This window comes from Streptomyces sp. NPDC047706 (assembly GCF_043204795.1).
Taxonomy (GTDB): domain Bacteria; phylum Actinomycetota; class Actinomycetes; order Streptomycetales; family Streptomycetaceae; genus Streptomyces.
This window is the reverse complement of the sequence record NZ_JBIDCW010000010.1, coordinates 138,721-165,311: the sequence shown is the minus strand read 5'-3', so window position 1 is coordinate 165,311 and position 26,591 is coordinate 138,721. Positions and strand designations below refer to the sequence as shown.

Here is a 26,591-nt window from a genome sequence, read left to right as displayed (position 1 = left end):
TCTACAGGGTTCCGATCCAGTTGGTGAGCAGCTGCGCGCCGGCGTCGCCGGACTTCTCGGGGTGGAACTGCGTGGCCCACAGGGCGCCGTTCTCCACGGCGGCCACGAAGGGCTTGCCGTGCGTGGACCAGGTGACGAGCGGCGCGCGCATCGTCGGGTTCGCGGTTTCCAGGGTCCAGTCGTGGACGGCGTAGGAGTGCACGAAATAGAAGCGGGCGTCCGCGTCCAGGCCGGCGAACAGCTCGGAGCCGTCCGGCGCCTCGACGGTGTTCCAGCCCATGTGCGGCACGATCTCGGCCTGCAGCGGCTCGACCGCGCCGGGCCACTCGTCGAGGCCCTCGGTCTCGACGCCGTGCTCGATGCCCCGGGCGAACAGGATCTGCATGCCGACGCAGATGCCCATCACGGGGCGCCCGCCGGCCAGCCGCCGGTCGACGATCCAGTCGCCGCGGGCCTCACGCAGGCCGGTCATGCAGGCGGCGAACGCGCCGACGCCGGGCACCAGCAGGCCGTCCGCGTCCATGGCCTTGTCGAAGTCGCGGGTTATCTCGACGTCGGCTCCCACGCGCGCGAGGGCGCGTTCGGCCGACCTCACGTTGCCGAAGCCGTAGTCGAAGACCACGACGTTCTTGGGGGCGCTCAATTCCACACCTCCAGTCGCAGGACGCCCGCGACCAGGCACATCGCGGCGCCGATGGAGAGCAGCACGATCAGGCCCTTGGGCATCTGCTGCTTGGCGAACGAGATGATGCCGCCGACCAGGAACAGGCCGACGACGATCAGCAGGGTCGACGTGCCGGTCACAGCGCGCCCTTCGTCGAGGGGAGGATGCCGGCCGCGCGCGGGTCGCGCTCGCAGGCGTAGCGCAGGGCCCGGGCCAGCGCCTTGAACTGGCACTCCACGATGTGGTGGGCGTTACGCCCGTACGGCACGTGCACGTGGAGCGCGATCTGCGCCTGCGCCACGAAGGACTCCAGGATGTGCCGGGTCATCGTCGTGTCGTACTCGCCGATCATCGGCGCCATCTTCTCGGGCTCGGTGTGCACGAGGTAGGGGCGGCCGGACAGGTCGACGGTGACCTGGGCGAGGGACTCGTCCAGCGGGACCGTGCAGTTGCCGAAGCGGTAGATCCCCACCTTGTCGCCGAGCGCCTGCTTGAACGCGGCGCCCAGCGCGAGGGCGGTGTCCTCGATGGTGTGGTGCGAGTCGATGTGCAGGTCGCCCTCGGTCTTCACGGTCAGGTCGAACAGACCGTGCCGGCCGAGCTGGTCGAGCATGTGGTCGTAGAAACCGACCCCGGTCGACACGTCGACCTTGCCGGTGCCGTCGAGGTCGATCTCGACGAGGACCGATGTCTCCTTGGTCGTGCGCTGCACGCGTCCCACGCGGCTCATGAACTCTGCTCCTTCTTCAACTCTCGGACCGCGTCGAGGAACGCGTCGTTCTCGTCCGGCGTCCCGGCGGTGACCCGCAGCCACCCCGGTACGCCGTTGTCCCGGACCAGGACGCCCAGGTCGAGGATCTGCCGCCAGGCCTCGTGGGTGTCGGCGAACCGGCCGAACTGCACGAAGTTGGCGTCCGACTCGGTGACGTCGTAGCCGATCGCGCGCAGTTCGGCGACCAGCCGGTCCCGCTCGGCCTTCAGCTGCTCGACGTATCCGAGCAGCGTGCCGGTGTGCTCCAGGGCGGCCAGGGCGGTCGCCTGGGTGACCGCCGACAGGTGGTAGGGCAGCCGGACGAGCTGGACGGCGTCGACGACGGCCGGGTCCGCGGCGAGATAGCCCAGGCGCAGGCCGGCCGCGCCGAAGGCCTTGGACATGGTCCTGGAGATCACCAGGTTCGGGCGGCCCGCCAGCAGGGGCAGCAGCGAGTCGCCGTGGCTGAACTCGACGTACGCCTCGTCCACCACCACCATCGACGGCTTCGCCGCCTGCGCGGTCTCGTAGAGCGCCACCACCGTCTCGCGCGAGGTGGCGTTGCCGGTGGGGTTGTTGGGCGTGGTCACGAAGACGACGTCCGGCCGGTGCTCGGTGATCGCCTGCCCGGCGGCGGCGAGGTCGATGGAGAAGTCCTCCCGCCGGGGGCCGGAGATCCAGCCGGTGCCCGTCCCGCGCGCGATGAGCCCGTGCATCGAGTACGACGGCTCGAAGCCGATGGCGGTGCGGCCCGGCCCGCCGAAGGTCTGCAGCAGCTGCTGGATGACCTCGTTGGAGCCGTTGGCCGCCCAGACGCCGGCCGGTCCGACCTCGTAGCCGGAGGTCCTGGTCAGGTACTCGGCGAGCCTGGTGCGCAGCTCGACCGCGTCGCGGTCCGGGTAGCGGTTGAGATTCCGGGCCGCCTCGCGCACCCGCTCGGCGATCCGCTCGACCAGCGGCTCGGGCAGGGGGTAGGGGTTCTCGTTGGTGTTGAGCCGTACGGGGACGTCCAGCTGGGGCGCGCCGTAGGGGGACTTGCCGCGCAGCTCGTCCCTCACGGGGAGATCGTCGATGCCAGTCACTTGCTCTCCGGTACCTTCCAGCCGAACCGTGCCTTGATCGCCGCGCCGTGCGCCGGCAGGTCCTCCGCCTCCGCCAGCGTCACCACGTGGTGCGCGACCTCGGCCAGCGCGTCCCGTGTGTAGTCGACGATGTGGATGCCGCGCAGGAAGGACTGCACGGACAGGCCCGAGGAGTGGCAGGCGCAGCCGCCGGTGGGCAGGACGTGGTTGGACCCGGCCGCGTAGTCGCCCAGCGAGACCGGGGCCCAGGGGCCGATGAAGACCGCGCCGGCGTTGCGGACCCGGTCGGCCACCGCGGCGGCGTCGGCGGTCTGGATCTCCAGGTGCTCTGCGCCGTACGCGTCGACCACCCGCAGGCCCTCCTCGACGCCGTCGACGAGGACGATCGCGGACTGCCTGCCCTTGAGGGCCGGGACGATCCGGTCGTCGATGTGCTTGGTGGCCGCCACCTGCGGCTCCAGCTCCCGCTCCACCGCGTCGGCCAGCTCGGCGGAGTCGGTGACCAGCACCGCCGCCGCCAGCGGGTCGTGCTCGGCCTGGCTGATCAGGTCGGAGGCGACGTGCACCGGGTCCGCGGTGGAGTCGGCGAGGATCGCGATCTCGGTCGGGCCGGCCTCGGCGTCGATGCCGATCTTGCCGGTGAAGTAGCGCTTGGCGGCGGCGACCCAGATGTTGCCGGGGCCGGTGACCATGTTGGCGGGCGGGCAGGACTCGGTGCCGTACGCGAACATCGCCACGGCCGTCGCGCCGCCGGCGGCGTAGACCTCGTCGACGCCGAGCAGGGCGCACGCGGCGAGGATCGTCGGGTGCGGCAGGCCGCCGAACTCGGCCTGCGCGGGTGAGGCGAGGGCGATCGACTCGACGCCCGCCTCCTGCGCGGGCACGACGTTCATGACCACGGACGACGGGTAGACCGAGCGGCCACCGGGCGCGTACAGGCCGACACGGTCGACCGGCACCCACTTCTCGGTGACCCTGCCGCCGGGCACGACCTGGGTGGTGTGGGTGGAGCGGCGCTGCGCGCGGTGGACGAGGCGGGCACGCCGGACGGACTCCTCCAGGGCCGCGCGCACGGCCGGGTCGAGCTCCTCCAGCGCGCGGGTGAGGGCCGCCGGGGGGACCCGCACCTGGTCGAGGGTGACGCCGTCGAACCTCTCGGCGAAGTCGATCAGCGCCGCGTCGCCCCGATGATGCACGGCCTCGCAGATCGGACGCACCTTCTCCAGGGCGGCCGTCACGTCGAAGTCGGCTCGGGGCAGCAGGTCGCGCAGGGCGGGACCCTCCGGGAGGGCGTCGCCGCGCAGATCGATTCGGGAGATCACGCACCCAATTCTCGCAGACCCGGACGGGACGCCGTCCGCACGTATCAGTGGCTGATACGAGACCCCGCTCACGTCCCGGGAGCGGACCCGGAGGACCGGCTTCACGGCAAGCGTTCGGGCGGTCACCCAGCGGGCATCAACGGCAGGACGAAACCGATGAGCAGCCGGGGAGGAAGGGAACGACGTGACCGAGGGGGCCGGCATCCGCGACGGGGACCTGCCGGACGATCTGACCGCCGCCGAGGCCGGGATGTGGCAGGCCTTCCGCAACGGCAGCGTCTACGACCTCAGCAGCGGCGACGCGGTCGTCGACGATCCGCACGGCGGGCATCCGTGGGGGCCCGGGCGTACCGTGCGGGCGCGCATCGTGTGCTGGCTGCTCCTGGACGGCCCGCCGGCGCTCGCGGGCCGGGTGTCCGCGCTGAAGCTGACCGGCGTGCACATCAGCGGCAGCCTCGACCTGGCGGGCGGCGCGGTGGAGCCGTACGTCGAGCTGCGCGGCTGCCGCTTCGAGCGGGAGATCCTGATGCCGGAGGCCCGGTTCAGGACCGTACGGCTCGTGGGCTGCTCGGTGCCACGGCTGGAGGCGGCCCGGGTGCACACCGAGGGCGATCTTCATCTGCCGCGCTGCAGGTTCCCCGGCGGCGTCCGGCTGACCGACGCGCACATCGGCACCGACCTTCTGCTGAACCAGGCCGTCGTGCACCGGGACCGGGCCGGCCGCTCCCTGTCCGCGGACGGGATCACCGTCGGCCAGGACCTCCAGGCCGAGATGCTGGAGTCGCACGGCGAGCTGAGCCTGCGCAGCGCGAACGTGGGGGTCTCGCTGAGCCTGCGCGGGGCCCGGCTGCGCAACCCGTACACGCGGCACGCGCTGAACGCCCCGCAGCTGACCGTGGGGCGCACCCTGTACCTCTCCCCGGCGGGTGTGGGCGGCCCGCAGCTCGCCGGGCGCACTCCCGCGCGCGGGACCCGGATCCAGCACTTCCAGTGCCAGGGAGGGGTGCGCCTCGACGACGGCCGGTTCGGGGACGCGGTCGACCTGGAGGGGGCCCGGTTCACCTTCACCGACGACCAGGAACTGTCGCTGCGCCGGGTGCAGGCGCCCGAGCTGCGCTTCCTCGGGGAGCGGCCGCGCCGCGGCAAGGTGGTGCTGTCCGGCGCGCGGACCGTCAACCTGGTCGACCGGGCGAGCAGCTGGCCGGGCGTCGGCAACCTGGCGATGCGGGGCTTCGTCTACGAGAACGTGGTGCCGCAGGGGTCGTTCCCGCTGGCCGAGCGGCTGGCCTGGGTGGCCGCTGCGACCGCCGAGTACCACCCGGAGCCCTACGAGCGGCTCGCGGCGGTACTGCGCGCGAGCGGGGAGGACGAGGACGCGCGCGAGGTGCTGCTGGCCAAGCAGCGGCGCCGCCGCGAGACCCTGCCGCCGACCGGCAAGCTCTGGGGGTACGCGCAGGACCTGACGGTGGCCTACGGGTACCGGCCGGGGCGGGCCGCGGTGTGGATGGCGGTGCTGTGGGCGGCGGGCTCGCTGGCCTTCGCGTCCGCCGGGCGGCCCCGGACCGGGTCCGGCGCGGGCGAGCCGCCCTGGAACCCGGCGCTCTACGCGCTCGACCTGCTGCTGCCGGTGATCGACCTGGGCCAGATGGGGTTCTGGCGCCTGGACGGCGGCTGGCAGTGGCTCGCCGCCGCGCTGGTCCTGCTCGGCTGGATCCTCGCCACGACGGTCGCGGCGGGGGCCACCCGGGTGCTGCGGCGCAACTAGGGCCTGGGGCGCGCAACCTGCGCCCGCGGAAGGGCCGGGTGCCGCCCGGGGAGTGGGCGGGGCGGACGGGGACGGTGCGGCGACCATTAGGCTCTTGCGACGTGACCACCGTCCGGCTGCCGCTCTTCCCCCTGAACACGGTGCTGTTCCCGGGGCTCGTGCTCCCCTTGAACGTCTTCGAGGAGCGCTACCGCGCCATGATGCGCACGCTTGTGAAGACTCCCGAGGACGAACCGCGCCGCTTCGCCGTCGTGGCGATCCGCGACGGCCACGAGGTCGCCCCCAGTGCGCCCGGCATGCCCGACCCCACGGCGGTGCCCGAGCGGGGTCCGGCGGCCGGCTTCGGCGCCGATCCGGCCAAGGCGTTCCACGGCGTCGGCTGTGTGGCCGACGCGGCGACGGTCCGGGAGCGGGCCGACGGCACGTTCGAGGTGCTGGCCACCGGGACCACCCGGGTGCGGCTGCTCTCGGTGGACACCTCGGGGCCGTTCCTCGTGGGCGAGCTGGAGGAACTGCCCGAGGAGCCGGGCGACGAGGCGGGGGCGCTGGCCGAGGGGGTGCTGCGCGCGTTCCGGCAGTACCAGAAGCGGCTGGCGGGAGCGCGGGAGCGGTCGCTGTCGACGGGCGGCGACCTGCCGGACGAGCCGTCGGTGGTGTCGTATCTGGTGGCGGCGGCGATGATGCTGGACACCCCCACCAGGCAGCGGCTGCTCCAGGCGCCGGACACCGCGTCCCGGCTGCGTGACGAACTGAAACTCCTTCGCTCCGAGACGGCCATCATCCGTACGCTGCCGTCACTGCCGGCGTCGGAACTGACGCGGGCACCGACAAGCCTGAACTGACCGCTCGAACAACCTGGGGAACAGTCCGGATGGCGAAGAAGCCCAAGAAGAACCAGCAGTCCGGCGGCACACCCGCGACGGTGGCCCTGACGGCGGCGGGCGTGGACTTCACGATCCACTCCTACGACCACGACCCGGCCCACCCCTCCTTCGGGGAGGAGGCGGCGCAGGCGATGGGCGTCTCACCGGAGCGCGTCTTCAAGACGCTCGTGGCGGACGTCGACGGCACCCTGACGGTGGCGGTGGTCCCGGTGGCGGGCACGCTGGACCTGAAGGCGCTGGCGTCGGCGGTGGGCGGCAAGAAGGCGGCGATGGCGGACCCGGCCCTGGCCGAACGCACCACGGGCTACGTCAGGGGCGGCATCTCCCCTCTGGGCCAGCGCAGGAGACTGCCCACCGTCCTGGACACCACGGCCGCCGACCACGCCACGATCTGCGTCTCGGCGGGCCGGCGTGGGCTGGAGGTGGAGCTGTCCCCGCAGGATCTGGCCGCGCTCACCGCGGCGACCCTGGCCCCCGTGGGCCGCGCCTGACCTCTCGGCGGTCTGAGGGCCGTGCTGGGGCGAAAGCTAGCGGGCCTCTCCGTGCGGCCCCTGCCCCACCGGCTCGGGATCCCTGGGCCCGAACAGCGCCGTCAGCCCCAGGTGCACCAGCAGTCCCGAGAACGACCAGGCCAGCAACACCCCCTTCGCCGCCAGCTCCAGCGGCGCCGGGAACGTCACCCCCTTGCCGACCTCCTTCGCGTGTGCCAGGACATCGGGCGCGGGCCCGAGCCACACCCCCACCCGCCAGGCGAGAAGCGACCCGAGCAGCCCTCCGAGGCCGAGCGCGACGACGAGCGGCACACCCCCGCGCCGCCGCACCAGGAACACCACGAAGGCGCTCACCGCACCGAACGCCAGCGCGAGCAGAGTGAACGTTCCCTCGACCCCGATCGACTGCTCGCCCTCGGTGTCCTTGAGGTAGACGACCCACGTCCCGCTCACCACGTCCCCGACCAGCGGCACCCGTGGCGCCAGCCAGTTCCACAGCACCCCGAGCAGCACCCCGCACAGCGTCAGGGTCACCGTGACGACGGCGGCCTCCCGCACCTCGGTCTTCATCCCGGGCCCGTCCTCGTTCGTGCTCCCCCGAGTGCCCACGTACGCGCTGCCGTGGGCGACGGTGTGATCATGCGCGCCCGCCAGGTGCCCGGCCGGGGGCCACGCACGGTGCGAGGACTGCTCATGCGGCGGCGGAGGTGGCGTCAACGGTGCTGTCACCCTGACATCGTGCCAGGCCCGTCCGTGGCGCGCGTCACCGGACGGCGGCCCGCCGGTACGCCCAGGTGGCGACCGCCAGCGAGATCACCCCGACCCCGGCGCAGACCGCGAGGTCCGCGGCCACCCGGGCCCAGTCGGGATGCGCCGCGAAGGTCCGCGCGTACGCCTCCACCCCGTAGGTCGACGGCAGCAGATCCCGGGCGAACCGCACGATCTGCGGCATCCGGTCCGGCGGCAGCACGCCCAGCAGCAGCGCCGCCGACATCCCGAGCTGGCCGAGCAGCGTGGCCAGCTCCGGCCGCGGCGCGAGCAGCCCCAGGGCGGCCCCGAGGCCGGCCAGCGCGGCCCCGGCCAGCGGGATCACCACCAGCAGCACCCACAGGTTGGCCAGCGGCAGGCCGAACAGCACACACCCGAAGACGGCGGTCACCAGCGTCCCCGGCACGGTGAAGGACGCGTACGCCCCCGCCGCTCCCAGCACCACCGCGGCAGGGGGCACCGGCAGGGTGGCGTAGTGGTCGAGCCCGCCGGTGGCCCTCAGCTGGCCGAAGTACTGCGCGAGCAGGTTCAGCGCGACGAACGCCACGACCACGATCGAGGAACCGGCGACCACGAACTGCGCCTGGCCACCGCCGTCCACCACGCCCCGCATCATGATCATGATGCCGACGGACTGGAAGGTCGCCACGAACAGCAGCGGAATCCGCGCCACCCGCGCCCGGGACAGCTGCGCCCGGTACACGGCCGCGAGCGAGGGCCACAGCCGCGCGGGCGGCGCGAGCTCGGCCGCGTCCCGGGCCGCTCCGTCGGCGGCCAGGACACTGCCCGGCAGCACTTCTGCGGGTACGACACTCACGTGGCGCTGCTCCCCTTCCCCGGTGTCACTCCGGCGTTTCCCCCGTTCCGTACGGATGTGGCGGCTCGACCACTCACGTTCATGCGGCGACCCGGGCTCATGCCTTGACCAGCCCCTGCCGCGCCGCCCCGCCGAGCGCCATGTACACGTCCTCCAGGCTCGGCGTGGTCAGGGTGAAGTCGTCGAGCGCGGCGAAGGCGGCCCCGCCGGTGACCGTCGAGACGACCGCCCGGGCCTCCTCCGGTGCCAGCCGAAGCGTCCAGCGCCGCCCGGACTCCACGACCCGGTCCCGCAGCGCCGCCACCTCGGGCACGTCCAGCGGTGCCCGTTCCCGCCACACCAGGTCGACGCGCACCTCCCCGGCGACCTGCTCCTTCAGCCCGGAGGGCGTGTCGCAGGCGATCACGCGTCCCCGCTCCAGCACGGCCACGCGGTCGAGCACGGTCTCGGCCTCGATGACGTTGTGGGTGACCAGCACGACGGTCGTGCCGCGCTCGGCCCGGCGCCGGTCCACGGCCGACCACACGGCCCGCCGCGCCACGGGGTCCATGGCGGCGGTCGGCTCGTCCAGCACCAGCAGCGGCCGCTCCCCGACCAGCGCCGCGGCGAGACAGGCCAGTCGCCGCTGCCCACCGGACAGCTTCTTCAGCGGCCGCCCGGCGATCCCGGAGAGCCCCAGCTCGTCCAGTACGGCGTCCCGCTCGCCCCGCGCCTGCCGGGCGTCCAGTCCGCGCAGCCGCCCGGTCGTCTCCGCGGCGAGCGCCACGGTCAGTTCGTCGAGGGCGGTGGACTCCTGCCCGAGATAGGCGAGGATCCGCGACGCCCGCTCGGGGTGGCGCACGATGTCGTGCCCGAGGATCTCGACGCTGCCCTTGTCGGGCCGCATCAGCCCGGTCAGCTGACGCACGAGGGTGGACTTGCCGGCGCCGTTCGGCCCGAGCAGCCCGAAGATCTCACCCTGGCGCACTTCCAGCCGTACGTCGTCGGTGGCCCGGACCTCGGGAGTCCCGGGTGCCCCGCGCCTGCCCCGTACCGCCGGATAGGTCTTGGTCAGCCCGCGCACCGCACACACGACCCCGCCACTGTCCCGGAAGGCCCCTGCCGCGCGCGTACTCACAAGGGACGAGCCTACGGGGTCCGCGCCCCCGGCACGCTCCCGGGTCGGCCTACGCCACGAAAACCGCCTCCGCGCATGAATCCACCGCAACGGCGCACGGCCACGGGGGCGCAGGGCGCTGCCGGTCCCCGCGCGCCGCTCACTGCTCCGCGGCAGGAGCGGGTTCGGCCGCCGTCCGGACGTCGATCTCCCGCCAGAACCCGGCCCGGATCGCGTACCGGTCGTGCTCGTCGATCTGGTCGTCCTTGTGGGCGAGCAGCCCGAAGCGGGCGGCGTAGCGCAGCAGCTCCCCGTCGATCCGGTGCGGGACACGCGGGTACATCCCGGACAGCTTCTGGAGATGGTTTGGGTCACCGAGCCGGGACATCCACCGGCGTGCGAACACCTGTCCGACCTCGTACGGGTCCCCGCCGACGGTCGTGATGTCCTCCTCCCGGTCCGCCCAGCGCTGCTCGGCCGTGGTGAGCTGCGCCAGCGTCGGCATCGAGGCGACCTCGGGCGGCTCCGCGGCGACGCCGGGGCGGTCCACCCAGCCCTTGTCCGAGGACCAGCGCAGCGTCGCGGTGGCGGGTTGCGGGGGCTGCGGGCCGTGCGCGCGGAGCGCGGCCAGGTCCTTGGGTGTGGGGACGCCCTTGGCGGCCGGGACCCGCTCCTCGGCGCCGTTGCGCGCGGCGGCCGGGGCGGTGCGCGGCGGCTCCTCGGCGGGCCGCGCGGAGGCCGGGGCGAGCGTGGAGTCGGGCAGCGGCGCGGACAGGATCGCGGCGATCTCCGGACGGGGCACGGGCGGCGGCGCGCAGACGCCGCCCAGATCCTTGGCGCGGACGGCCTTGGTGATCCACGCCCGGTCCAGCACCCGCCGCTCGTCGGCCTCGGCCACCAGGTCCTCGGACTGGTTGTAGTCGCCGTCGGCGGCCTGCACCGCCCACAGGTGGACGGCGACCCCGTGCTCCTTGGCGGCCATCATGCCGGGCAGCAGATCGCCGTCGCCGGTCACCAGGACGATGTCGGAGCAGGCGCGGTTGCGGGCCAGCTCGGTGAGCTCGGCGTGCATCGCGGCGTCGACGCCCTTCTGGTTCCACCGCCCGTCACTGCGGGTGAGGGCACCCAGGCGGACCGTGACCCGGGGCATCACGCGCAGTCGGCGGTGCTCGGGTTGCGGTACGCGGTCGGGGGCGCCGTCGAACCAGTAGATGCGCAGCAGCGGCCGTTCCGTGTCGGACTCGGCGCGTTCGCGCAGCCCCTGGATCAGGGCGGCGTGATCGACGGTGATACGGGACCGTGAGGGCTCCCCGGCGAGGAGGCTCGCGGCGGCCCCCAGCAGATACCCGGCGTCCACCAGGACGACGCAGCGGTCCACGCGACTCACCCTCTTCCCGGGAGGTTTGCTTCGGGCTTCCTTCGAGTCTGCCCGACCACGCGGGGGTTAACGGCCCGAACTCGATCTTCGGCGTGGCGTTTCGGGGATTCGCGCTCCTCCCTCACGCCGACGAGCCCTGTCACACAGGGTAATTGTCCGACATGCGAGCGTTATCGGCGTATGTGAATCTGGTCCCGGCCCTGGCCCCTAGATCCCCCTCAGGAGGCAGATCACCATGGCCAAGAACAAGAACCGTGACCGTAAGCAGCAGCAGACCAGCCGTGCCCCGCGTCAGCAGGAGCAGTCGTCGGCGGAGCCGATGTCGGAGCAGCAGGCCGCGCAGCCTTCGCCGATAGACACGGCCCGCAAGGGCCGGCAGAAGCGCTTCGGCCACAACTGACATCCGCACAGCGGGTCGTGGTCGAACCCGGCACATGACGAGGGGCGCGTCCATCGGCGGACGCGCCCCTCGCTCACGTCGGGAAGCCGGTCTGCGTCAGCCCGCCAGGCAGGACGGCCCGAGCAGCACCTTCAGATCGCCGAACAGGGCCGGGTCGGGCTTCACCCGGTGCCGGTCCAGCCGCAGGACGGTCGTCTTCGTCGGCCCCTGGAGCTTGATCCGCACCTCGCTGTCGCCCTTGTGATGGGTGAGGATCTCACCGAGCCGGCTGATCATGGGCGGGGTGACCTTCACCGCCGGGATGGTGAGCACCACGGGCGCGTTGGTGCCCGCGTTGGACAGGTCGGGGACCATCAGCTCCATCGCGACCAGCCGCGGCACGTCCTCACGCTTGTCCAGGCGGCCCTTGACGAACACCACGGCGTCCTCGACCAGTTGGGTCGACACCAGCTGGTACGTCGCCGGGAAGAACATGCACTCGATGGAACCGGCGAGGTCCTCGACGGTGGCGATGGCCCAGGCGTTGCCCTGCTTGGTCATCTTGCGCTGGAGGCCCGAGATGATGCCGCCGATGGTGACGACCGCGCCGTCGCCGAAGTCACCCCCGGTGAGCTGGGCGATGCCCGCGTCGGCCTTGTCCGACAGCACGTGCTCGAGGCCGAAGAGCGGGTGGTCGGAGACGTACAGACCGAGCATCTCGCGCTCCTGGGCGAGCAGATAGGTCTTGTCCCACTCCTCCGGCGAGAACTCCACGTCCAGGCCGAAGCCCGGCTCGCTGCTCGCCTCGTCGCCCATGCCGCCGAAGAGGTCGAACTGCCCCTCCGCCTCCTTGCGCTTGACCGCGACCACGTTGTCGATCATCGGTTCGTACTGCGCCGTCAGGCCCTTGCGGGTGTGGCCCATGGTGTCGAACGCGCCCGCCTTGATCAGCGACTCCGTGGTCCGCTTGTTGCAGACGACCGCGTCGACCTTGTCGAGGTAGTCGGGGAAGGAGGCGTACTTCCCCTTCGTCTTGCGGCACTTGATGATCGACTCGACCACGTTGGTACCGACGTTGCGCACGGCGGACAGGCCGAACAGGATCACGTCGTCGCCCTGGGCGGCGAAGTTCGACTCGGACTCGTTGACGTTCGGCGGGAGCACCCGGATGCCCATACGGCGGCACTCGTTGAGGTAGACGGCCGACTTGTCCTTGTCGTCCTTGACCGAGGTGAGCAGCGCGGCCATGTACTCGGCGGGGTGGTTGGCCTTCAGGTACGCGGTCCAGTAGGAGACCAGTCCGTACGCCGCCGAGTGCGCCTTGTTGAAGGCGTAGCCGGCGAAGGGGACCAGCACGTCCCACAGGGCCTGGATCGCCTCGTCGCTGTATCCGTTCTTGCGCGCGCCGCCCTGGAAGATGACGAAGTTCTTCTCCAGCTCCTCGGGCTTCTTCTTGCCCATCACCCGGCGGAGGATGTCGGCCTCGCCGAGCGAGTAGCCCGCGATGATCTGGGCGGCCTTCTGCACCTGCTCCTGATAGACGATCAGGCCGTAGGTGACGTCCAGGACCTCCTTGAGGGGCTCTTCGAGCTCCTTGTGGATCGGCGTGATCTCCTGCTGGCCGTTCTTGCGCAGCGCGTAGTTGGTGTGGGAGTTCATGCCCATCGGGCCCGGGCGGTACAGGGCCGAGACGGCGGAGATGTCTTCGAAGTTGTCCGGCTTCATCAGCCGCAGCAGCGAGCGCATCGGACCGCCGTCGAACTGGAAGACACCGAGGGTGTCGCCGCGCTGCAGCAGCTCGAACGTCGTGGGGTCGTCCAGCGGCAGCGACAGCAGGTCGATGTCGATGCCCTTGTTGGACTTCACCATCTTGACGGCGTCGTCCATGATCGTGAGGTTGCGCAGGCCCAGGAAGTCCATCTTCAGCAGGCCGAGCGACTCGCAGCTCGGGTAGTCCCACTGCGTGATGGTCACGCCGTCGGTGTGCCGCACCCAGACCGGGACGTGGTCGGTGATGGTCTCGCTGGACATGATCACGCCGGCCGCGTGCACACCCATCTGCCGGACCAGGCCCTCGACGCCCTTGGCGGTGTCGATGACCTTCTTGACGTCCGGCTCGTTCTCGTACATCGCCCGGATCTCGCCGGCCTCCGAGTAGCGCGGGTGGGCTGAGTCGGTGATGCCGGAGAGCGGGATGCCCTTGCCGAGGACGTCCGGCGGCATGGCCTTGGTGAGCCGGTCGCCCATCGCGTACGGGTAGCCCAGGACGCGCGCGGAGTCCTTGATGGCGTTCTTCGCCTTGATGGTGCCGTACGTGCCGATCATGGCGACCTTGTCGGCGCCGTACTTCTCCGTCACGTACCTGATCACCTCGACGCGCCTGCGCTCGTCGAAGTCGATGTCGACGTCGGGCATCGAGACGCGCTCCGGGTTGAGGAACCGCTCGAAGATCAGGCCGTGCGGGATCGGGTCGAGGTCGGTGATGCCCATGGCGTAGGCGACGATCGAACCGGCCGCGGAGCCGCGGCCGGGGCCGACCGCGATGCCGTTCTTCTTGGCCCACATGATGAAGTCGGCGACCACCAGGAAGTAGCCGGGGAAGCCCATCGAGATGATGACGTCCATCTCGTAGTCGGCCTGCCTCTGGCGGTCCTCGGGGATGCCGCCGGGGAAGCGGCGCTCCATGCCCCGGCGCACCTCCTCCTTGAACCAGGTGACCTCGGTGTAGCCCTCGGGGATGTCGAACTTGGGCATCAGGTCGCGCTTTTCGAACATGCCCGTGGTGTCGACCATCTCGGCCACCAGAAGCGTGTTGGCGCAGCCCTCCTGCCAGGCGTCCGAGGAGTCGATGGCGTACATCTCGTCCGTGGACTTCAGGTAGTAGCCGGTGCCGTCGAACTTGAAGCGGTCGGGGTCGGAGAGGTTCTTGCCGGTCTGGATGCACAGCAGCGCGTCGTGGGCGCCGGCCTCGTGCGCGTACGTGTAGTGCGAGTCGTTGGTGACCAGCGGGGGGATGCCGAGCTTCCGGCCGATCTCCAGCAGTCCGTCGCGGACCCGGTGCTCGATCTCGATGCCGTGGTCCATCAGCTCCAGGAAGTACCGGTCCTTGCCGAAGATGTCCTGGTACTCGGCGGCCGCCTTCAGGGCCTCGTCGAACTGGCCCAGGCGCAGCCGGGTCTGCAGCTCGCCGGACGGGCAGCCGGTGGAGGCGACGATCCCCTCCGACCACTGGGAGATGGTCTCCTTGTCCATCCGGGGCCACTTCTGCAGCCAGCCCTCGGCGTAGGCGTCCGAGGAGAGCCGGAAGAGGTTGTGCAGACCGGTGCTGTTCACCGCCCACATCGTCTTGTGGGTGTAACCACCCGAACCGGAGACGTCGTCCCGCTTCTGGTGCGGCTGGCCCCACTGGATCTTTCGCTTGTTGCGCCGGGACTCGGGGGCGACGTACGCCTCGATGCCGATGATGGGCGTGACGCCCGCCTTCTTCGCGCTGTGGAAGAAGTCGTACGCCCCGTGCAGGTTGCCGTGGTCGGACATGGCGATGTGCGTCATGCCCATCTCGTTGCAGGCGTTGAACATGTCCTTGAGCCGCGCGGCACCGTCCAGCAGCGAGTACTGGGTGTGGACGTGCAGGTGCGTGAACGGCGGCTTCGACACGGTTTCGGCCTCCAAGGAAGACGTACGACTAAGGGGGTCCGACAGGCTGCGGACAGTCTGAGGGACAGCGTCGAAGTCTATGCCCCGGGACTGACACCGGATGGATACTGTGGCGCGAAGCGCCCCGATGAGGGGTGGTGGTCGGGCGACGGGCGGGCACTCCCGCGTACCTTCGAACGTTGGAAGGTGACGGACGCCCCGCGCCACGGGCACGCATCATCCGTCCCACAGGTCACGCACGACCCGCACCAGGAGGCACCCAGCGATGTCGTTCCCGCAGCTCGACGACGAGCAACGCGGCGAGGAGATCCTCGCCGTCTTCGACACCGCCTTCGGCGAGCTGCTCGCCGCCGACCCGGCCGCGTTCCGCGTGAAGTTCCGCAAGATGGCCGCCTCGGCCTTCGCCTTCTACCGGGGCACGGCGTGCCTCTTCTACCACGACCTGGACACGGAGAAGCGCGGCGGCCCCTTCCTGGACGAGCGCACCTCGCGCGTGTGGATCCACGGCGACCTGCACGCGGAGAACTTCGGCACGTACATGGACTCGAACGGCCGGCTGATCTTCAACGTCAACGACTTCGACGAGGCGTACGTCGGGCCCTTCACCTGGGACCTGAAGCGCTTCGCCGCCTCCATCGCCCTCATCGGCTACGCGAAGGCGCTCAGCGACGAGCAGATCACCGAGCTGGTGACGATCTACGCGTCCGCCTACCGCGAGCGCGTGCGCGCGCTGGCCACCGGCGCCAAGAGCGACGAGGTGCCGCCGTTCACCCTGGACACCGCCGAGGGCCCGCTGCTGGACGCGTTGCGTGTCGCCCGTTCGCTGACCCGGTTCGGGCTGCTGGACTCGATGACCGAGATCCGCGACTTCGAACGCCGGTTCGCCCCTGGCGGCGGCTCCATCGAGCTGGACGCGGCCACCCGCTACAAGGTGCTGGCCGCCTTCGACGGCTATCTGGAGACGCTCCCGGAGTCCTCACTGGCCCGCCCGGACTCCTACCGGGTCAAGGACGTCGTCGGACGCCGCGGCATCGGCATCGGCTCGGCCGGCCTGCCGTCGTACAACATCCTGCTGGAGGGCAACAGCGACGCCCTGGAGAACGACGTGGTGATCTACGTCAAGCAGGCCCAGACCCCGGCCGTCTCCCGGCACGTCACGGACCCGGCGATCCGCGAGTACTTCCAGCACGAGGGCCACCGCACGGTGATCTCCCAGCGTGCCCTCCAGGCGCACGCCGACCCGTGGCTCGGCTGGACCGAGCTGGACCGGGCGGGCCAGCTGGTCGCCGAGGTGTCGCCGTACGCCGTCGACCTGGACTGGGGCGACATCGACGACCCGGAGGAGATCGCCGCGGTCGTCGCCGACCTGGGCCGGGCCACGGCCAGCATGCACTCCGCGGCCGACGACGAATCCGGCCACTCCGACCTGGTGCCGTTCTCCACGGAGCGGGCCATCGACGCGGCCCTCGCGGGCGACGAGGGCGGCCTCGCGCCTCTCCTGGTCGACTTCGCGCACACCTACGGCGCACGCGCGCGTGCCGACCACCAGATCTTCGTCGACCTCTTCCGCAACGGCCGGATCCCCGGCCTCTGACCGCACACCGACCGCACCGACCGCACCGACCGCACCGACCGCACCGACCGCACCGACCGCACCGACGACAGCGACCACACCGAGCACACCGACGACACCAGGGCTTCACAGGGACCCTTTAGGAGTCCCTTACCGGAGTCCGTGACACACTCTCCCCGCTATGGACATATCCGGGACACACCTCAGAGCCGTACGCGCGGCGCTGTTCACGGCGATCGTCGTGACGCTCAGCGCCGCGTCGCACGTGCTGCTGTCCCGGGCCCCCCTGCCGCTGGGCACGGTGGCGGCGATCGCCGCCACCGTGTTCGTCCTCGCGTACGCCCTGGCCGGCCGGGAGCGCGGCTTCGGCCGGATCGCCGCGCTGCTGATCCCGCTGGAGCTGGCCGCCGACACGGTGTTCACCGCGGGCCAGCACGCCTGTTACGGCCGGGCGGGCGGCCCGGTCGCGGGACCGCTGCGCTCGGTCGGCCTGGACCTGCTGTGCGGCGGCGGGGAGGTGGGCTCGCCACTGGCCCGGATGGCCGGCACCAGCGGCACCGAGCGGGTCGCCTCCGTCCTGGCGCACGCGCACCCGGAGACGGCCTGGCTGCTGCTCGGCGCCCATGTGGGCGTCGGCCTGCTGGCGGCGGCCTGGCTGCGTCGCGGCGAGCGGGCCCTGGCCCAGCTGCTGGGCGCGATGGCCGCGACCACGTTCCGGCCGCTGCTGCTGGCGGCCGCCGCCCGCACGGTGCGGCCCGCGGCACCGGCACCCCGGTTCCCCCGACCCGCGCGCCGTACGGCCCCCGCGCGCGACCTGCTCCTCACCCACTCCCTGGGACGGCGTGGCCCGCCGTGCTCCCTCACGCCGGCCGCCTGAGCGGTCCGGCGCCGATCGCCGCCTCAAGGGCGGCGCCCCGAGCACGATCCACACCCCTCACACGTATCCCGCGTACGACATGTGCGCGTCCCACACGGAGATCACCATGAGCAAGCGGAACAGCCAGGCGGCGAAGACGGCGGCCCGCGAGCGGCTGCGCGCCGAGCGCGAGCGCGAGGCCAAGCGCGCCAAGGTCAGGCGGCAGATCATCGTCGCCTGCTCGGTCGTCGGCGTCCTCGCCGTGGCCGGCGGCATCGGCTACGCCGTCGTCCAGACCAACCAGCCGGGCAAGTGGGAGGCGGCCGCCGACGCCAAGGTCGTGGCCCCGGCCAACACCTCCGGCAAGGACGGCACCACGGTCCTCGTCGGCGACTCCACGTCCGACAACGTGGTCCACCTCTACGAGGACCCGCGCTGCCCGGCCTGTGCCTCCTTCGAGCAGACCGTCGGCGAGACCGTCAACAAGGGCATGGAGGACGGCGACTACAAGCTCTCCCTCACCCTCGGCACCTTCCTCGACGGCAACCTCGGCGGCGAGGGCTCCAAGAACGCCCTCAGCGCGCTCGGTGCCGCGCTGAACGTCAGCCCCGAGGCGTTCCTGGACTACAAGGCCGCGCTGTACTCGGCGGAGTACCACCCCGAGGAGAGCAGCGACGAGTTCGCCAAGGACGACTACCTGATCAAGGTGGCGGACACGGTGGACGCGCTGAAGAACAACAAGAAGTTCCAGGACGCCGTGGAGAAGGGCACCTACGACGCCTGGGCCGTGAAGATGAGCGACTCCTTCGACAACACGAAGGACGTCAAGTCGACGCCGACCATCAAGATCAACGACAAGGTGATCGAGAACCCGAGCTCCGTCGCCGAGTGGGAGCAGGCACTCAAGGACGCGGGCGTCACCAAGTAGCACCCGTAACACCCCGTCAGGCGGTAACGCCGTACGGAAGAGCGAAGAACGAGCGGGCGAACTCTTGCGGGTTCGCCCGCTCTTCGTACACCCGTGCCTTACCGAAAGCGCTACCGATCAGTAATCTGATCACCCGTGACCAGTCGAAACAGACCCACCACGGGCCTCAACTCCCCCGCTCCGCGCCGCCGTACGGTCGTCAAGGCGGCCGCCGCCGGAGCCGCTCTCGCCGCCCCGCTCGCCGGCGCCCTGCCGGCCCTCGCGGCCGCCGGGACCCCCGCCTTCCTGCACGGCGTCGCCTCCGGCGACCCGCTCCCGGACGGCATCCTGCTGTGGACCCGGGTGACGCCCACCGCCGAGGCGACACCCGGCTCCGGACTCGGTCCGGACACCCCGGTCAGCTGGACCGTGGCCACGGACAAGGCGTTCACGAACATCGTCGCCAAGGGCGCCATCACCGCGACCGCCGCCTCCGACCACACGGTCAAGGCCGACATCCGCGGTCTCGCCCCCGCCACCGACTACTGGTTCCGCTTCTCGGCCGGCGGCACCGACTCCCCCGCCGGCCGCGCCCGCACCGCCCCCGCCACCGACGCGGCGGTCGCGAACCTCCGCTTCGGCGTGGTCTCCTGCGCCAACTGGGAGGCCGGCTACTTCGCCGCCTACCGCCACCTCGCCGTCCGCGGCGACCTGGACGCCTGGCTGCACCTCGGCGACTACATCTACGAGTACCCGGCGGGCGAGTACGGCACCCGGGGCACCTCCGTGCGCTCGCACGCCCCCGCGCACGAGATCACCACCCTCGCCGACTACCGCATACGCCACGGCCGTTACAAGACGGACCCGGACCTCCAGGCGCTGCACGCGGCAGCCCCGGTGGTGGCCATCTGGGACGACCACGAGATCGCCAACGACGCCTGGTCCGGCGGCGCCGAGAACCACACCGAGGGCGCCGAGGGCACCTGGGCCGCCCGCCAGGCCGCCGCCAAGCAGGCGTACTTCGAGTGGATGCCGGTCCGCCCGGCCATCGCCGGCACCACCTACCGCCGGCTGCGCTTCGGCAAGCTCGCCGATCTCTCCCTGCTCGACCTGCGCTCCTTCCGCTCCCAGCAGGTCGCCCTCGGCAACGGCGACGTCGACGACCCGGACCGCACGCTCACCGGGCGCGCCCAGCTCGACTGGCTGAAGGCGGGCCTGAAGTCCTCCGACACCACCTGGCGTCTGGTCGGCAACTCGGTGATGATCTCGCCGTTCGCCGTCGGGTCGCTCTCCGCCGAGCTGCTCAAGCCGCTGGCCAAGCTGCTGGGCCTGCCGCAGGAGGGCCTGGCCGTCAACACCGACCAGTGGGACGGCTACACCGACGACCGCCACGAGGTCCTCGCCCACCTGCGCTCGAACGCGATCCGCAACACGGTCTTCCTCACCGGCGACATCCACATGGCGTGGGCCAACGACGTGCCGGTGAACGCCGGCACGTACCCGCTGTCGGCGTCCGCCGCCACGGAGTTCGTCGTCACCTCGGTCACGTCCGACAACCTCGACGACCTCGTGAAGGTCCCCGAGGGCACCGTCTCCGCCCTGGCCTCGCCGCTGATCCGGGCGGCCAACCGGCACGTCCACTGGGTCGACACCGACCGCCACGGCTACGGCGTCCTGGACATCACCGCCGAGCGCGCGCAGATGGACTACTACGTCCTCGCCGACCGCACCAAGGCCGGCACGAAGGCCTCCTGGAGCCGTTCGTACCGGACGCGCAGCGGCACGCAGAAGGTGGAGCGCACGTACGACCCGGTGTAAGCCGCCGGCAGCCGCGTCAGAGACTGCCGAGGAAGCCGAGCGCCACCCGCCAGGTGGCCTCGGCGGCCTCCGCGTCGTGGTCCGGCAGTTCGGGGTCGGTGTACAGGTGCCCGGCCCCGGCGTAGCGGTAGATCTCCACGTCCGCCCCGGCGCGGCGCATCTGGAGGTACCAGGCGCTCAGCCAGTCGTCCGTCTCGAACGGATCCGGCTCGGCGACGTGCAGCTGCACCGGCAGGTCGTCCACCGAGACGCCTGGCGCGAGGTCCGACGTGCCGTGGAGCAGGAGCAGCCCGCGCGCCTTCTCGTCGCCCAGCGCGAGGGTCTGCGCGACCGAGGCGCCGAGCGAGAAGCCGGCGTACACCAGTCCGCGCTCCGAGTAGGGCGCGGCGGCCAGCACGGCCCGCTTCAGCAGCTCGTCCTTGCCGACCTCCTCCTTGAACGCCATGCCCTCCTCGGCCGTTTCGAACGTGCGCCCCTCGAAGAGGTCCGGCGTCCACACCTCGTGACCGGCCGCGCGCAGCCGGTCCGCCGCGGCGCGCACCGCGGGCGTGAGGCCGTAGGTCGAGTGAAACAGCATGATGTTCATGAGGCCATGGTGCCAGCCGGGTACGACGACGCCGGTCCGGGCACTACCCCGATCCGCCAGGAAGTCACATGTTCACTGCCCCCGATGACTGGTTACGTTCGAGGACATGGAGAACCTGCTCCGCCCCCTGATAGTCATCGGCGGTTCGGTCGTGCTCGGCCTGCTCATCGGGTGGGCCACCGACCTGCTGCTGCGCAAGGCCGACCAGCGGCACCCGGAGACCCCGCTGTGGGGTCTGCTGCGCCGTGGCCGCATCCCCTTCCAGCTCGTGCTGTGCGCCGCCCTGCTGAGAGGGTCGTACGACGAGGCGCAACTGCTGCAGGACCACCGGGTCGGCATCGGTCAGGCGATCACGCTGGTCCTGATCGGATCGGCGGCCTGGCTGGTGATCCGGATCGCGGCGGCCGTCGTCGAGACCTCGTACTCGCGGTACGCCAACTCCCGCGTCCAGCGCGACCCGGCGCGGGTCCGCCGGGTGCGTACCCAGGTGACCCTGATCATGAGGGTGGTCGCGGCGGTCGTCGGTGTGGTGGCCATCGCGTCGATGCTGCTGACCTTCCCGGCGATGCGCGCGGCGGGCGCCTCACTGCTCGCCTCCGCCGGAATCCTCGGCATCGTCGCCGGTGTGGCGGCGCAGTCCACGCTGAGCAACATGTTCGCGGGGCTCCAGATCGCCTTCGGCGACATGGTGCGCATCGGTGACACGGTCGTGGTGGACGGCGAGTGGGGCACCGTGGAGGAGATCACGCTGACCTACCTCACGGTCCGCACCTGGGACGAACGCCGGATCACGATGCCGGTGTCGTACTTCACGTCCAAGCCCTTCGAGAACTGGTCGCGCGGCACCCCGCAGATGACCGGCATCGTCTACTGGCACCTCGACCACACCGCCCCGGTGGCCGCGATGCGCGAGAAGCTCCGCGACATCCTGCGCGAGTGCCCCGCCTGGGACGGCCGCAACTACGGCCTGAACGTCACGGACACCACGCCCAACACCATGGAGGTACGGGCTCTGGTGACGGCGAAGGACGCGGACGACGTCTGGACGGTACGGGTGACGGTCCGCGAGCAGATGATCGCCTGGCTGATCAAGGAACACCAGTACGCCCTCCCCCGCGTCAACACGGCGGACGCCACCCTGCCTCCGGGACCCAACGGCCACCGCCGCTCCCCGGACGGCCGGCGGGCGGTGGAGACGCCGAGGCCGGACCGAGGCTGAGGGAGCGCCCGGGGGAAGGCCGCCGACGGCGCGAACCACCCCCCGGCAGGCACCGCTCGCCCTGTCCCGGCCGGAAACGAGTGTGCGTCGGCGGGGTCCCTCGAGATGAGCCGGCCGCGAGGTGATCGGCGCGGGGGACACTCAGCACGGCCCCGAGCAACGGCACGACCAGCAGGGTCAGCTGATCCACGGTCAGACTCCGGGCGGGGAACGGAGGAAACCCCCGTCGCACGGTCACGCCCCGCGTCGCACGGCCGAGCCGTGCCGGACGCTACTGGAGCGAGCGCCGCATGGAACGGTGCGGTATCCCCGCGTCGGGGAACTCCCGGCCGTAGGCCACATACCCCAGCCGCTCGTAGAACCCCAGGGCATGCGTCTGCGCGTGCAGGTCGACGGCCGCGAGTCCCCGCACGCGTGCGGCGTCCTCGATGGCCCGCACCAGCGCCACGCCGATCCCCAGTCCACGGGCCTCCCGCGCCACCGCGAGCCGGCCGAGCGACCCCACCGACGGATCGCCCCCGGTCTTGCCGGCCACCGCGGCGCCGTACAGCAGCCGCCCGGTCCCGAGCGGCACGCCGTCCTCCCGCACGGCCAGCACATGCAGCGCGCCGGCGTCGTACGCGTCGTACTCCAGGTCCTCCGGCACGCCCTGTTCGGCGACGAAGACCTCCTTGCGCACGGCGAAACACGCCTCGCGGTCGGCCTCCTCCTCGGCGACCCGCACGACGTACCCGGGGCTCATCCGTAGGTCTCCTCGCGTACCTTGTCCAACGCGCTCTGCAGGTCGTCGGGGTAGTCGCAGGCGAACTCCACCCATTCACCGTCGCCGGGGTGGTCGAAGCCCAGCCGGACGGCGTGCAGCCACTGCCGCGTCAGCCCGAGCCGCTTGGCGAGCGTCGGATCGGCGCCGTACGTCAGGTCACCGGCGCAGGGGTGCCGGTGGGCGGCCATGTGGACCCGGATCTGATGGGTGCGGCCCGTCTCCAGCTTCACGTCCAGCAGGGACGCCGCGCGGAACGCCTCGATCAGGTCGTAGTGCGTGACGGAGGGCTTGCCGTCGGCCGTGACCGCCCACTTGTAGTCGTGGTTGGGGTGGCGGCCGATGGGCGCGTCGATGGTGCCGCTGGTCGGGTCGGGGTGGCCCTGGACGAGGGTGTGGTACCGCTTGTCGACCGTGCGCTGCTTGAACTGCCGCTTGAGCGAGGTGTACGCGCGCTCGGACTTGGCGACCACCATCAGACCCGAGGTGCCGACGTCGAGCCGGTGCACGATGCCCTGCCGCTCGGCCGCGCCGGACGTGGAGATCCGGTACCCCGCCGCCGCCAGGCCGCCGATCACCGTCGGACCGGTCCAGCCCGGACTCGGGTGCGCGGCCACGCCGACCGGCTTGACGATGACGACCACGTCCTCGTCGTCGTGCACGATCTCCATGCCCTCGACCGGCTCGGCCACCACCTGCACCGGCGGGGCCGCCTGCGGCATCTCGACCTCCATCCAGGCGCCGCCGCGCACCCGCTCGGACTTGCCGACCGCCGCGCCGTCGACCAGCACCTTGCCCGCCGCGGCGAGCTCCGCGGCCTTGGTACGGGAGAAGCCGAACATGCGGGAGATGGCGGCGTCGACGCGCTCGCCCTCCAGGCCGTCCGGCACGGGCAGGGTACGGATCTCGGGAATCGTGCTCACCCGTCGAGTATGCCGGACGGGTCCGACACCGCTGACCGGAGGCTGTTGATCAGTCCTTGTGAACGGTGCCGTCCGGGTCGAGGCCCTTGAACGACAGCAGCACGATCAGGATGCCGCCGCACACGATCGCCGAGTCGGCGAGGTTGAAGACGGCGAAGTGCTTGGGCGCGATGAAGTCGACGACCGCGCCCTTGAAGACGCCCGGCGAGCGGAAGATCCGGTCGGTGAGGTTGCCGAGCGCACCGCCGAGCAGCAGGCCGAGGGCGATCGCCCAGGGCAGGCTGTACAGCTTGCGGGCGAGCCGGATGATCACCACGATCACCGCCGCCGCGATCACAGTGAAGATCACGGTGAAGGCCTCGCCGAAGCCGAAGGCCGCACCGGCGTTGCGGATCGCCTCGAAGCGCAGCCAGTCGCCGATGACCTCGATCGGCTCGTGGTGCTCCAGCTTGGCCACCACGATCATCTTGCTGATCAGGTCGAGGGCGTACGCGAACCCGGCGACCGCGAACAGCACGGCGATCCGGCGCCTGCCACGGGGCCGCTCGGCCTGCGCGTCCCGATCGTCCGGGCCGGACGCGGTCTGTGCCGCTTCGGCGCCGGACCGTTCCTGCGACGCGGCGTCGTCACCGGGCCGCTCCTGCTCGGCCCGCGCCACGTCCGGGGTGCCCGGCGTACCGATGATGCGCTCCGCCTCTGCCACGTGAGTCCCTCAACCTAGGTTCCTGACTGAGCACGAGGGTACGGCACGCCGCCGACGGCGCATGTGCTCAGGAGGGGCCCGGGCCGGTTCAGTACCGCCGCTCCTGCTTCTGCTTGCACTCGACACACAGAGTGGCCCGGGGGAAGGCCTGCATCCGGGCCTTGCCGATGGGGTTGCCGCAGTTCTCGCACAGACCGTACGTGCCGGCGTCGAGGCGTTGCAGGGCGTGCTCGGTCTGGGTGAGCATCTCGCGCGCGTTGGCGGCGAGGGCCAGCTCGTGCTCGCGCGTGATGTTCTTGGCGCCGGTGTCGGCCTGATCGTCGCCGGCGCCGTCTCCGGAGTCCCGCATCAGGCCCACCAGGGACGACTCGGCGTTGGCGATCTCGGCACGCAGCCGCTCCATCTCCGAGGTCAGCTCGCCGCGGGCCTCCTCGACCTCTTCCGGGGTCCAGGGGTCCTCACCGGGGCGCACAGCGAGGTCGCCCGGCTCCGCGGCGGCGCCCCGCGCCTTGGGAACAGCCGTCTTCGCCGCCGTGGCCTGCCGTGGGGTCTTCTTCGCAACCACCGTCGTGGCTCCCGTCTGCTTCGCGGCCCGCGCCGCGCCCGCCTTCTTGCCCGTACTCCGCCCGCCCGCCCCCTGCGAGGCGCGCTCCTGCCCGAGATCCCCGGCGCCGCCACCCTCCCCGGCCGCCACCACCTTCCCGACCCCGCCCTCCTTACCCGACGCGCCCTTCCCGCCGCCGCTCTCCTTACCCGACGCGCCCTTCCCGCCGCCGCCCTCCTTGCCGGACCCCGCCTTCCTCTCAGCACCCTGCTTGCCGGGGGCCACCTCCCGGTCGCCGCCCTGCTCAGCCGCCCGCGCGGATGCGGCCGCCTTCCCGGCAGCGGCCTTCTTGCCGGGGGGCGCCTTCTCGACGGGACCCTCACCCGGAGCACGCTCGTATGCCGCCGCCTTCCCGGCAGCACCGTGCTCGCCGGTGGCCACCTCCCGGTCGCCGCCCTGCTCAGCCGCCCGCGCGGATGCGGCCGCCTTCCCGGCCGGGGCTGGCTCGGCAGGCGTCACCTTCCCGACGGCGCCCTCACCCGGGGCACGCTCAGCAGCCGCCGCCTTCCCGGCCGCGGCCCTCTTGCCAGGGGCCGCCTTCTTGGCGGCGATCCCCTCACCCGCCATCTGCTCCGATGCCGCCGCCGTCCTGGCAGCGGCCTTCTTGCGGGGGGCCCCCTTCTTGGCCACGGCCCCCTCATCCGCCCCGCGCTCGGCTCCCGCCGGCGTCCTGGCCGCGCTCTCCTTGCCGGGCGCCACCTTCTTCGTAACGGCGTCCTTCGCCGGCGCCCTCTTCTTCGCTGCCGCGTCCCTCGGCGCCGCGGTCTTCTTGGCGGCGGCCTTCTTCGCGGCCGTCTTCTTGGCCGCGGCCTTCTTGGTGACAGCCTTCCTGGCAGCCGCTCCCTCCGGAACGGGCGCCACCTCGACCACCGCCGACTTGGCCGCGGCGGTCTTCTTCGCCGGCGCCTTCTTGGCCACAGCCTTCCTCGCCGACCCCTTCTCAGCGGCCCCACCACCCCCGACCGCCTTCTTCGCCGACCCCTTCTCAGCGGCCCCACCACCCCCGACCGCCTTCTTCGCCGACCCCTTCTCAGCGGCCCCACCACCGCCGCCCGCCTTCCTCGCCGACCCCTTCTCAGCGGCCCCACCACCCCCGACCGCCTTCCTCGCCGACCCCTTCTCAGCGGCCCCACCACCCCCGACCGCCTTCCTCGCCGAGCGTCCCTCGCCCACCGCCCCGCCACTCCTCGCCGCCTCGGCCACCGCGTCCTCGGCCGCCCCGCTCACGTCCTTGGCAGCGGCCTTCTTGGCAGCGGGCCTCTTGGCGGCAGCCTTCTTGGCAGTCGCCTTCCTCGTCCCCACCCCTGTAGCCGGCGCCGCCTGATCCGCCGACTCCCTGACCGCCCCTTCCAGGCCCGCCGACCCCCTGGCGTGCACCCGTCGGCCCGCCGATCCTCCGGCGTGCACCCGCCCACGCGCAGACTCCTTGGCCGACGCGCTCCCACCCGCAGACCCCTTGGCCGACGCGCTCCCACCCGCAGACCCCTTGGCCGACGCGCTCCCACCCGCAGACCCCTTGGCCGACGCGCTCCCACCCGCCACCCCCCGAGCCGGAGCTTCCCCGCGCGCCGGTCCCCGACCCGGCGCC

24 protein-coding genes are annotated in these 26,591 nt (G+C 71.8%); 9 read left to right on the top strand and 15 right to left on the bottom strand.

The features are described from left to right. Position 1 precedes the first annotated feature (1 nt). The 5 genes from hisH to hisD are packed head-to-tail and all read right to left on the bottom strand — an operon-like array spanning position 2 to position 3,819. Positions 2-649: an imidazole glycerol phosphate synthase subunit HisH gene (gene hisH / locus ACGF8A_RS14760; protein WP_393107960.1), complete on the bottom strand. Its 648-nt coding sequence runs from the start codon at positions 647-649 to the stop codon at positions 2-4. Further along, positions 640-804 (bottom strand): hypothetical protein, encoded by a 165-nt coding sequence (locus ACGF8A_RS14755; RefSeq protein ID WP_393107958.1) that lies wholly within the window; start codon positions 802-804, stop codon positions 640-642. The genes hisH and ACGF8A_RS14755 overlap by 10 nt, the downstream gene beginning before the upstream one ends. Beyond that, the gene (gene hisB / locus ACGF8A_RS14750; RefSeq protein ID WP_393107956.1) at positions 801-1,394 is read right to left on the bottom strand and encodes an imidazoleglycerol-phosphate dehydratase HisB; all 594 of its coding nucleotides are present in this window, start codon (positions 1,392-1,394) and stop codon (positions 801-803) included. The genes ACGF8A_RS14755 and hisB overlap by 4 nt, the downstream gene beginning before the upstream one ends. Then, a complete protein-coding gene (locus ACGF8A_RS14745) occupies positions 1,391-2,497 on the bottom strand; it encodes a histidinol-phosphate transaminase (protein ID WP_393107954.1) in 1,107 nt (368 codons plus the stop codon). The genes hisB and ACGF8A_RS14745 overlap by 4 nt, the downstream gene beginning before the upstream one ends. After that, positions 2,494-3,819: a histidinol dehydrogenase gene (hisD, locus tag ACGF8A_RS14740; RefSeq protein ID WP_393107952.1), complete on the bottom strand. Its 1,326-nt coding sequence runs from the start codon at positions 3,817-3,819 to the stop codon at positions 2,494-2,496. Before hisD ends, ACGF8A_RS14745 begins: the two co-directional genes overlap by 4 nt. Before the next feature lie 184 nt (positions 3,820-4,003). Between hisD and ACGF8A_RS14735 the strand changes: the two genes are divergently transcribed. From ACGF8A_RS14735 to ybaK, 3 genes are all read left to right on the top strand, one after another. Continuing rightward, positions 4,004-5,584 carry an oxidoreductase gene (locus ACGF8A_RS14735; protein ID WP_393107950.1) on the top strand — a complete coding sequence of 527 codons (1,581 nt, stop codon included), beginning with the start codon at positions 4,004-4,006 and terminating at the stop codon, positions 5,582-5,584. Positions 5,585-5,685: 101 nt separating this feature from the next. Beyond that, the gene (locus ACGF8A_RS14730) at positions 5,686-6,426 is read left to right on the top strand and encodes an LON peptidase substrate-binding domain-containing protein (protein ID WP_393107948.1); all 741 of its coding nucleotides are present in this window, start codon (positions 5,686-5,688) and stop codon (positions 6,424-6,426) included. Positions 6,427-6,455: 29 nt separating this feature from the next. Continuing rightward, positions 6,456-6,959 (top strand): Cys-tRNA(Pro) deacylase, encoded by a 504-nt coding sequence (ybaK, locus tag ACGF8A_RS14725; protein WP_393107946.1) that lies wholly within the window; start codon positions 6,456-6,458, stop codon positions 6,957-6,959. 36 nt (positions 6,960-6,995) lie between these two features. Here ybaK and ACGF8A_RS14720 read toward each other — a convergent pair whose 3' ends face one another. The 4 genes from ACGF8A_RS14720 to ACGF8A_RS14705 form a co-directional block, all read right to left on the bottom strand. Beyond that, positions 6,996-7,688: an AAA family ATPase gene (locus ACGF8A_RS14720; RefSeq protein WP_393107944.1), complete on the bottom strand. Its 693-nt coding sequence runs from the start codon at positions 7,686-7,688 to the stop codon at positions 6,996-6,998. 34 nt (positions 7,689-7,722) lie between these two features. Continuing rightward, a complete protein-coding gene (locus ACGF8A_RS14715) occupies positions 7,723-8,544 on the bottom strand; it encodes an ABC transporter permease (protein WP_393107942.1) in 822 nt (273 codons plus the stop codon). A gap of 97 nt (positions 8,545-8,641) precedes the next feature. After that, the gene (locus tag ACGF8A_RS14710) at positions 8,642-9,616 is read right to left on the bottom strand and encodes an ABC transporter ATP-binding protein (RefSeq protein WP_393108084.1); all 975 of its coding nucleotides are present in this window, start codon (positions 9,614-9,616) and stop codon (positions 8,642-8,644) included. Between the two features lie 184 nt (positions 9,617-9,800). Further along, positions 9,801-11,018, bottom strand: coding sequence for an NYN domain-containing protein (locus ACGF8A_RS14705; protein ID WP_393107940.1), 1,218 nt, complete (start codon positions 11,016-11,018; stop codon positions 9,801-9,803). Positions 11,019-11,253: 235 nt separating this feature from the next. Between ACGF8A_RS14705 and ACGF8A_RS14700 the strand changes: the two genes are divergently transcribed. After that, the gene (locus ACGF8A_RS14700; RefSeq protein ID WP_393107938.1) at positions 11,254-11,418 is read left to right on the top strand and encodes a hypothetical protein; all 165 of its coding nucleotides are present in this window, start codon (positions 11,254-11,256) and stop codon (positions 11,416-11,418) included. A gap of 96 nt (positions 11,419-11,514) precedes the next feature. Here ACGF8A_RS14700 and dnaE read toward each other — a convergent pair whose 3' ends face one another. Continuing rightward, a complete protein-coding gene (gene dnaE / locus ACGF8A_RS14695; RefSeq protein ID WP_393107936.1) occupies positions 11,515-15,054 on the bottom strand; it encodes a DNA polymerase III subunit alpha in 3,540 nt (1,179 codons plus the stop codon). Positions 15,055-15,319: 265 nt separating this feature from the next. Between dnaE and ACGF8A_RS14690 the strand changes: the two genes are divergently transcribed. The 4 genes from ACGF8A_RS14690 to ACGF8A_RS14675 all read left to right on the top strand — a co-directional run bounded on the left by ACGF8A_RS14690 (position 15,320) and on the right by ACGF8A_RS14675 (position 20,208). Then, entirely contained in the window at positions 15,320-16,648 is a 1,329-nt protein-coding gene (locus ACGF8A_RS14690) for a DUF2252 domain-containing protein (RefSeq protein WP_393107934.1), read from the top strand. Positions 16,649-16,808: 160 nt separating this feature from the next. Next, on the top strand, positions 16,809-17,504 hold the full coding sequence (locus ACGF8A_RS14685; RefSeq protein ID WP_393107932.1) for a hypothetical protein: 696 nt from the start codon (positions 16,809-16,811) through the stop codon (positions 17,502-17,504). A 106-nt stretch (positions 17,505-17,610) separates the two neighbouring features. Continuing rightward, positions 17,611-18,411, top strand: a complete 801-nt coding sequence (locus ACGF8A_RS14680; RefSeq protein ID WP_393107930.1) for a DsbA family protein — start codon at positions 17,611-17,613, stop codon at positions 18,409-18,411. Between the two features lie 135 nt (positions 18,412-18,546). Next, on the top strand, positions 18,547-20,208 hold the full coding sequence (locus tag ACGF8A_RS14675; RefSeq protein WP_393107928.1) for an alkaline phosphatase D family protein: 1,662 nt from the start codon (positions 18,547-18,549) through the stop codon (positions 20,206-20,208). 16 nt (positions 20,209-20,224) lie between these two features. Here ACGF8A_RS14675 and ACGF8A_RS14670 read toward each other — a convergent pair whose 3' ends face one another. Further along, entirely contained in the window at positions 20,225-20,794 is a 570-nt protein-coding gene (locus tag ACGF8A_RS14670; RefSeq protein WP_393107926.1) for a dienelactone hydrolase family protein, read from the bottom strand. A 106-nt stretch (positions 20,795-20,900) separates the two neighbouring features. Here ACGF8A_RS14670 and ACGF8A_RS14665 point away from each other — a divergent pair, with 106 nt between their 5' ends. Beyond that, positions 20,901-22,013, top strand: coding sequence for a mechanosensitive ion channel family protein (locus ACGF8A_RS14665; protein WP_393107924.1), 1,113 nt, complete (start codon positions 20,901-20,903; stop codon positions 22,011-22,013). A 271-nt stretch (positions 22,014-22,284) separates the two neighbouring features. Here the strand turns inward: ACGF8A_RS14665 and ACGF8A_RS14660 are convergent, their stop codons facing one another. The 4 genes from ACGF8A_RS14660 to ACGF8A_RS14645 form a co-directional block, all read right to left on the bottom strand. Further along, positions 22,285-22,755 carry a GNAT family N-acetyltransferase gene (locus tag ACGF8A_RS14660; RefSeq protein WP_393107922.1) on the bottom strand — a complete coding sequence of 157 codons (471 nt, stop codon included), beginning with the start codon at positions 22,753-22,755 and terminating at the stop codon, positions 22,285-22,287. Beyond that, entirely contained in the window at positions 22,752-23,696 is a 945-nt protein-coding gene (locus tag ACGF8A_RS14655; RefSeq protein WP_393107920.1) for an RluA family pseudouridine synthase, read from the bottom strand. The genes ACGF8A_RS14660 and ACGF8A_RS14655 overlap by 4 nt, the downstream gene beginning before the upstream one ends. A gap of 49 nt (positions 23,697-23,745) precedes the next feature. Further along, a complete protein-coding gene (gene lspA / locus ACGF8A_RS14650) occupies positions 23,746-24,399 on the bottom strand; it encodes a signal peptidase II (RefSeq protein WP_393107918.1) in 654 nt (217 codons plus the stop codon). 88 nt (positions 24,400-24,487) lie between these two features. Beyond that, positions 24,488-25,921: a TraR/DksA family transcriptional regulator gene (locus ACGF8A_RS14645; protein WP_393107916.1), complete on the bottom strand. Its 1,434-nt coding sequence runs from the start codon at positions 25,919-25,921 to the stop codon at positions 24,488-24,490. Between the last annotated feature and the right edge of the window lie 670 nt (positions 25,922-26,591).